General features: G+C 61.7%; 8 protein-coding genes. 4 read left to right on the forward strand and 4 right to left on the reverse strand.

Annotated features, from left to right (window positions below):
- A partial coding sequence (locus HX846_RS16145; protein WP_372241986.1) for a dermonecrotic toxin domain-containing protein occupies positions 1–944 on the reverse strand: 944 nt, incomplete at its 3' end.
- Between the two features lie 141 nt (positions 945–1085).
- On the opposite strand from HX846_RS16145, the gene HX846_RS16150 reads away from it, so the two are divergent.
- Positions 1086–1301, forward strand: coding sequence for a DUF2970 domain-containing protein (locus HX846_RS16150; protein WP_008432997.1), 216 nt, complete (start codon positions 1086–1088; stop codon positions 1299–1301).
- Between the two features lie 6 nt (positions 1302–1307).
- On the opposite strand, the gene HX846_RS16155 is transcribed toward HX846_RS16150, so the two are convergent.
- The gene (locus HX846_RS16155; RefSeq protein ID WP_178965712.1) at positions 1308–2387 is read right to left on the reverse strand and encodes an ABC transporter substrate-binding protein; all 1080 of its coding nucleotides are present in this window, start codon (positions 2385–2387) and stop codon (positions 1308–1310) included.
- A 449-nt stretch (positions 2388–2836) separates the two neighbouring features.
- Between HX846_RS16155 and HX846_RS16160 the strand changes: the two genes are divergently transcribed.
- Together HX846_RS16160 and HX846_RS16165 are read left to right on the forward strand one after the other, a co-directional pair.
- Positions 2837–4495 carry a nitrite/sulfite reductase gene (locus tag HX846_RS16160; RefSeq protein ID WP_003210800.1) on the forward strand — a complete coding sequence of 553 codons (1659 nt, stop codon included), beginning with the start codon at positions 2837–2839 and terminating at the stop codon, positions 4493–4495.
- Entirely contained in the window at positions 4479–4973 is a 495-nt protein-coding gene (locus HX846_RS16165) for a DUF934 domain-containing protein (RefSeq protein ID WP_003210798.1), read from the forward strand. Before HX846_RS16160 ends, HX846_RS16165 begins: the two co-directional genes overlap by 17 nt.
- A gap of 59 nt (positions 4974–5032) precedes the next feature.
- On the opposite strand, the gene HX846_RS16170 is transcribed toward HX846_RS16165, so the two are convergent.
- On the reverse strand, positions 5033–5533 hold the full coding sequence (locus HX846_RS16170; RefSeq protein ID WP_256739825.1) for a MarR family winged helix-turn-helix transcriptional regulator: 501 nt from the start codon (positions 5531–5533) through the stop codon (positions 5033–5035).
- Between the two features lie 52 nt (positions 5534–5585).
- Between HX846_RS16170 and HX846_RS16175 the strand changes: the two genes are divergently transcribed.
- Positions 5586–7085 carry an FAD-dependent oxidoreductase gene (locus HX846_RS16175; protein WP_177029360.1) on the forward strand — a complete coding sequence of 500 codons (1500 nt, stop codon included), beginning with the start codon at positions 5586–5588 and terminating at the stop codon, positions 7083–7085.
- Positions 7086–7093: 8 nt separating this feature from the next.
- Here the strand turns inward: HX846_RS16175 and HX846_RS16180 are convergent.
- On the reverse strand, positions 7094–7754 hold a 661-nt coding region (locus tag HX846_RS16180; protein ID WP_178965714.1), incomplete at its 5' end, for an STAS domain-containing protein.

Consider the following 7754-nt stretch of genomic DNA (forward strand, 5'->3'; position numbering starts at 1 on the left):
GAGGCGCCGGGCACCAGCACAGTGCCCCAGCCCAACGGCTGCCGGGCATCTGCCATCGCGCCGACGCCCGGCCCGATCAGTACGACTTCACCCACCTTGCAGCCGAGAATCGCCAATTGGCTGCAGGCAACGGGCTTGCCATCCAACTGCGGCCGTTCGGTACCGGCCAGCAAGGCGTTGAGCATGGCATAGGCACTGTCGCTGACTTCGTTCTTCATCCGCGCCGTGTGCAGCCTGACGGCCAGCAGTTTCTTGTTCGCGTCGATCATCTGCTCGCGCACCACGGCCTTGGTGCCCGCCTCCTCGAACACTTGTTGCAAATGCGCCTGGTATTGCCGGCCCAGGTCCAGCGTGCGGCAGAGCGCGGCAAACTGGTCCGGGGTGACGGCGAGCTTTTCGCGGTAGCGATAGCGGGCCCGGCGTGAATGGTCGTTCAGAATTTCGCCGTAGTACTCGGTGAACAACGCCCCTTCGGGGGCCAGCGCGCTGGTTTGCTCAAGGGCGATATCGGCAAAGTCTTCATTGCCTTCAAAGTTGAGCAATGCTGCCTGCAACAGCGAATGCTGTTGCGGCACCTGACGGTAACGCAGGTAATGCAACTGATGCTTGTGGACGTCCGGTACCTCACCGAACCGTTTGCGCCAGGCGTCTTCCAGCAGCGGCTGGGCAAACTCGGTGATGCCCTTGAGGCCGTCGAGAGTCTTGGCCAGCCGCTCGTGGGCGCGGCGACTGGCCAACTGGCTGTCGGCGAATGCCTGGCGCAACCCCTGGGGCGCGTTACTGAGCCAGGCAGGTGGTGCTTCCTCGGGGACGCGCCCGGGCAGCAGGCCCGGCTTCAAGCGTCGGATGTCCGCAGCCGCGCTGCGGGCAATCCAGCCGGGCAAGCTGTTCTTGATCAATGCGGTGTGTAGCCCCTGCTCTGTCGGGGCGGGTAAGGTTGGCATGCGCTCGTTCCTGATGACTCTGTTAAGGAGTCCCAGTACAGCGAACGGGCCAACCGCCAGGGCGGTAGATAGCTACAGCCGGTGTTTTGCGGGAACTTGGCTATCCTCATCCATGGGTTTGATCCCTACCGCGAGGCCTTTATGGACGATTCCAACAACAAGCCACCGACTTTCTGGCAGATGCTTCACAGCGTGATGGCAGCCGCCTTCGGGGTGCAGAGCGGGAAGAATCGCGCCCGCGACTTTACCCATGGCAAGCCCAGCCACTTTGTCATCCTGGGTATTGTGTTTACCGCCGTGTTTGCCCTGACCCTGTTTGGCATCGTCAAGCTGGTGCTGCACCTGGCCGGTGTTTGAAGCCGGTCAATGCATCAGCAGTTGCAGGCTGAACGGGTAGCGATAGGTGGCTGGCTTGCCCTGGGCTGACAGTGCTCGAAAGTCGACGCCGTAGTCCTCGCGTCCCTGCATCTCTAAAAGGCGCGAGGCTTGTGGCGGATCAATCAATCGAAAGAGCCCAAGCTTGCGCTCACGCCCACCGTACTGCGCCATGCCCAGGCCGCGGGCATCGTCATGCAGCACCACCATCGCCCAGCCGCCAAGGGTGAAATGCCCGGCCACCAGCACACTCAGGCGCCCCTCAAGGCGCGCCTGCAACGCTTCGGGCGAACTGTTGACCGCGCTGAACAACACGTCCGTGCCCGGCGCGCGCCCGCTGCCTTTGAGTGCATCCATTGCCCCCAGCGCCATTTCATCGTTGGCCGCCCACACCAGCGCGGTCTGCGGGTAGCGTTTGAATAACTGCGTGGCCTGGTCGAAAGCGCGCTGGCGACTCCACTCGCCATACACCAACTGGCGCAGGCGCACCTGCGGATGATCCGCCAGGGCGCGCTGCAAGCCTTGCTCGCGCAGTTGCGCGGCGGGAGTGGTCTTGGCCCCCGAGAACGCGATCAGGTCGAGGGTCTGGCCGGGGGCGACAGGCCCATGCAGGCGCAACAACTGGGTGAGCATCAAGTAGCCCGCCTGTTCGTCGTCGGCGACCATGCTGCCGATCCAGTCAGGGTATTTGCCGGCGTCCAGCAGTTGAGTCTGGTCCGCGGTCAGCGCGTTGTTGACGATCAGCAGCTTGACCCCGCTGCCCTGGGCCAGGCGCAAGATCTGCGGGGCAATGTACTGCTCGTTGACCAGCACCAGGTAGTCCGGGCGCTCGGCGCCTTGCAGGGCTTCACGGGCCTGCACCAGCGTGGTCTCGGGGTTGCGCTCGGAATAGCGCACACGCAAATCCAGGCCGAGGTCCCTGGCGGCGGCCTGCATGAATTGCGCGTAGCTGACCCAGAAGGTCTCGGTCGAATTGCCAGGGTTGAGAAACACCACCGACGTCGCCTGGGCGATGGCCCAGAACGGCATGCTCAGCACCAGCAAGCACTTGCAGAGAACCTTCAACATCGTTGCCTGAGCCCTTCGGAATGACGGCCCATGATAATGGCATCAGGCCGGTCAATCTCGGCTAATTGCCGATTGTCGACAACAAGGCTCGATAACGCCCTTTTATTGATGGCTGACCCAGAACACGGCAGTGGAAACCACCAGGATAATCAAGAACAGAATGGCCCACGCATCGACACTGCTGTCACTTTTGCGGGCTTTGGTCGGATTGCTCATAGCATCGCCTCTTGTCGGTTTTATAGGTGATTGCACAAAGACACGAGCACAGTAAAGTTCATGATTGCCCGCATGACAAATGTGGGTATCGCGATAACCGTTCTCATTAGGCCATTTGGTTATTTGCATATACTCAAACATCACTTTTGCGCATAAACGCAAACTGGTATCGTGCGCCGGCTCCGTTGGGAGTGCGCGGCCGTGCGCGCAGATTTGCCGAGAACAGGACCTATATGTACGTATACGACGAATACGATCAGCGCATCATCGAGGACCGCGTCAAGCAGTTCCGTGATCAGACCCGACGCTATCTGGCAGGTGAACTGAGCGAAGAAGAGTTCCGCCCTCTGCGCCTGCAAAATGGCCTTTATGTTCAGCGCTTTGCGCCGATGCTGCGGGTTGCCGTGCCTTATGGCCAACTGACTTCCCGTCAGACGCGCATGATGGCCAAGATTGCCCGCGACTTCGACAAGGGCTATGCCCACATCAGTACTCGCCAGAACGTTCAGTTCAACTGGCCGGCCCTGGAAGACGTGCCGGACATCCTGGCTGAATTGGCCACCGTGCAGATGCACGCCATTCAGACCAGCGGTAACTGCCTGCGCAACGTGACCACCGACCAGTTCGCCGGCGTTGCCGCTGACGAGCTGATCGACCCCCGCCCATGGTGTGAAATCGTCCGTCAATGGACCACCTTCCACCCGGAATTCGCCTACCTGCCGCGCAAGTTCAAGATCGCCATCAATGGCTCGACCTCGGACCGCGCCGCCATCGAAGTGCACGATATCGGCCTGGAGCCGGTGCACAACGCGGCGGGCGAGTTGGGCTTCCGTGTGCTCGTCGGCGGTGGCCTCGGTCGTACGCCGGTAGTGGGTGCCTTCATCAACGAATTCCTGCCGTGGCAGGACCTGTTGAGCTACCTCGACGCGATCCTGCGGGTCTACAACCGCTACGGCCGTCGTGACAACAAGTACAAGGCCCGGATCAAGATCCTGGTAAAAGCGCTGACCCCCGAGGTGTTCGCCCAGAAAGTCGACGCCGAGATGGAACACCTGCGCGGCGGCCAGACCACCCTGACCGACGCCGAAGTGCACCGCGTTGCCAAACACTTCGTCGACCCGGACTACAAGGCCCTGAGCAATCAGGACGCCGCGTTGGCCGAGCTCGATGCGCAGCACCCGGGTTTCGCCCGCTGGCGCACCCGCAACACCCTGGCCCACAAAAAGCCGGGCTATGTGGCCGTGACCCTGTCGCTGAAACCTACCGGTGTTGCACCGGGTGACATCACCGACAAGCAACTGGACGGCGTCGCCGACCTGGCCGAGCGCTACAGCTTCGGCCAACTGCGCACCTCCCACGAGCAGAACATCATCCTCGCCGATGTTGAACAGTCTCAACTGTTCACCCTGTGGGGCGAGCTGCGCGAGCAGGGTTTTGCCACGCCGAACATCGGCCTGCTGACCGACATCATCTGCTGCCCGGGCGGCGACTTCTGCTCCCTGGCCAACGCCAAGTCGATCCCGATTGCCGAATCGATCCAGCGCCGTTTCGACGACCTGGACTACCTGTTCGACATCGGCGAGCTGGACCTGAACATCTCCGGTTGCATGAACGCCTGTGGTCACCACCACGTCGGCCACATCGGCATCCTGGGCGTGGACAAGAAAGGCGAAGAATTCTACCAAGTGTCCCTGGGTGGCAGCGCCAGCCGCGATGCGAGCCTGGGCAAGATCCTCGGCCCGTCCTTCGCCCAGGAAGCCATGCCTGACGTGATCGGCAAGCTGATCGACGTGTACGTTGAACAGCGCACCGAAGATGAGCGTTTCATCGACACTTACCAGCGCATCGGCATTGACCTGTTCAAGGAGCGCGTCTATGCAGCGAATCATTAAGAACAACGAAGTCCTCGACGAAACCTGGCACCTGCTGCCCAAGGACGCGAGCTTCGATGGCATCTCCAACTGCGACGACCTGATCGTGCCACTGGCCCTGTGGCGCGAGCACGCTCACGCCCTCAAGGCCCGCGACGGCGGCCTGGGTGTATGGCTGGACGCCGATGAAGAAGCCGAAGAGATCGGTGATGACGTGGAGCACTTCCAGGTCATCGCCCTGAACTTTCCGGCCTTCACCGACGGTCGCAACTACTCCAACGCCCGCCTGCTGCGTGACCGTTATGGTTACAAGGGCGAGCTGCGGGCGATTGGCGATGTGCTGCGCGACCAGTTGTTCTACCTGCGCCGCTGCGGGTTCGATGCCTTCGCCTTGCGCGCGGACAAAGACCCGTATGAAGCGCTGGAAAGCCTCAAGGATTTCTCGGTGACGTACCAGGCCGCGACGGATGAACCGTTGCCGTTGTTCCGCCGCAGGTAACCGCTGGAAGTCGTTTAAAAATACCCCTCATTGAGGGGTATTTTTTTTGCCCGGCTTTTCTATCGATTCTCAAGCGTCAGAGTGACCAGCGCATCGTCGTTGAGGTCGGCGGCAAACTTGCCCATCAGCCGCACCAGGTCGTCGATGTCCTGCTGTTCCCAGGTGGCGAAAATGGCCATCCCCATTCGCGTACGTGCCTCATCCACCCGATCCGTCATTGCCTTGCCCTGCGGGGTGATCACCGACTCGCGAACCCGGCGGTCCTTGGCACTTTCCTGGCGGTCGACCAAACCGAGGCTTTCCAGCTTCGCCACCTGGCGGCTGACCGTGGTGTAGTCGCGTCCCACGCGGTCGGCCAGCTCCACAACGCCGATCGGCCCCAGCCGCTCCACCAGCACCAGCAGCGGAAACAGTGCCCGATCAAGGGCGATACCCGCCTCCCGGACCATCACTTCGTCGCGCTGCGGCCGGTTCATGGCACCGACAATTTCAATCAGCGCCCCGTGAAGCTCGCGAATCTGAAGACCTATAGGTGTATTTTGCACGTTTTCTGTTGACACGGAATCTTCCTTGCTCAAATATATGTGCATATTACATATAAAGGCAGTCCAGATGAAAGAGCAATGCGCAGTCGACGTTCTGATTTGTGGTGCCGGTGCGGCCGGTTTGACCCTGGCGATCGACCTGGCGCGACGAGGCATTTCCTTCCGGCTGATCGAAAAATCCCCCGCGCCGTTCCACGGCTCGCGGGGCAAGGGTATTCAACCCCGCACCCTGGAAATATTCGAAGACCTCGGCATTCTCGACCGGATCACCGCTGCGGGCGACGTCTACCCGCCCGAGCGGCGATACAACGAAGATGGCAGCCACATCGACGCCGAGGTTATCGAGCTCTCGGCGCCAACGTCAGCCGAACCTTATCAGCAGCCTATGATGCTGCCGCAGTTCCTCACCGAACAGGTGATGCGCGAGCGCCTTCTGGAATTGGGGCACCGCCCGGCGTTTGGCTGCGAGTTAGTCAGCTTCGAGCAGGACAGCCACGGCGTGACCGCATATTTGGTCGGCAACGAAGGCGAACAGACACTGCGTGTACGTTGGCTCATTGGCGCAGACGGCGGCCGCAGTGTGGTACGCCGCACGCTGGACATCGGATTTCCTGGGCAGACCCTCGGGGTCCGTGCCATCGTAGCCGATGTGCTTATGACCGGCCTGTCGCGTGACTACTGGCACCGGTTCAGCACTGAGTGCATGACAATGCAGGTCGCAATCTGCCCATTGGCGGGGACCGAGCTGTTTCAGATACAGGCGCCGATTCCGCTGGACACAGAAGTTGACCTCAGCGCTGAGGGGCTCATGAACCTGGTGGCAGAGCGCACGGGTCGGCAGGACATTCATATCGACTCTGTCTCCTGGGCGTCGGCCTACACGATGAATGCGCGACTGGCCGATCACTATCGCGTAGGACAGGTATTTCTTATCGGCGATGCCGCGCACATCCACCCACCCACCGGCGGCCAGGGCCTCAATACCAGCGTGCAAGATGCCTACAATCTGGGCTGGAAGCTGGCGGCGGTGACGGCCGATGCGCCCGAAGCGTTGCTCGACACCTATGAGGAAGAGCGACGGCCTGTGGCAGCCTCGATGCTCGGCCTGTCGACCAGGCTGCTGGACGGAATGAAAAAGGGCAACATGCGCCGCGGCCGCGAGGTGCACCAACTCGATATCGGGTATCCCCACTCCTCGCTCGCAGTGCAACCGGCAGAACGAGAAGGCCGCTTGCTCGCCGGTGACCGGGCGCCCGATGCAACCGTGCGGGACGCCAGCGGCCATTCGTCCCGGCTATTCAAGCTGTTCCAGGGCGCGCATTGGACATTGCTGGGCTATGAGGTGGAACGCGGGTCACTGAAGCCTGCCGCCTGGCTGCATATCCATCGCTTCGGGCCGGGCGGCGACCTGGTGGATGATCAGCGACAGTTCAATGACGCTTACAACCTCGACCATGGCGAATGGGTGCTGGTGCGCCCCGATGGCTACGTCGGCGCGATCTTCACAGACGTTGAGAAACTGCACGGCTACCTCGCCCAAGTTGGGCTCAGCGCCGAGGCGTTTTAATGTCGAGCTCAGGCAGTTGGCTGCAACGCCAACTGCACCGCGCCATCAACACTCAAGCCGCTGATCAATACCTGGGGAGCACACGCCTCAGGCAGCGTCTGCAACACCTCCTGCGCCTCATGCCGTACGCGGGCCAGCACCAGGCATTTGCCCTCCCCTCGCACCTGTACGAAAAACGCCTGCAACGCCTCGATGCTGGTGCCGTCCAGGTCGGGGGATTCTTCCAGGCTGAGCACTACCGTGTGCACCGGTAACGTAGCGTGCCGCGTCAGGCTCAACACCGCCCCCAACACTCGCTCGGCATTCGCGAAGAACAGCGCTTCACTGGGCCGCACGATCAGCACACCGGGGATCCGTTCGGCGCTCGGGTGATGCAGCAAGTCGACAAAATCATGCCCACCGTCAATGCGCCCCAACTCGCGCACGTCCGCCGACGACATCTGGCGCAACATCAACACCACGCTGATCCCGACCGCCACCAATAACCCATCCAGCACCCCCAGCACCAACACCGCCGCCACCGCACAAATCACCAGCAACCGGTCGCGCCGCCAGGAGAAATAGCGGCCCAGGGGCTGCAGGCTCAAGCCACGGCCCAAGGCGTAAATGACGATGGCGGCAAGCACCGGCTCCGGCGTCAATGCCACCAGCGGCAGCACCGTCAGCACG

Source organism: Pseudomonas sp. K5002 (assembly GCF_013386655.1).
In the GTDB taxonomy this organism is placed as follows: domain Bacteria; phylum Pseudomonadota; class Gammaproteobacteria; order Pseudomonadales; family Pseudomonadaceae; genus Aquipseudomonas.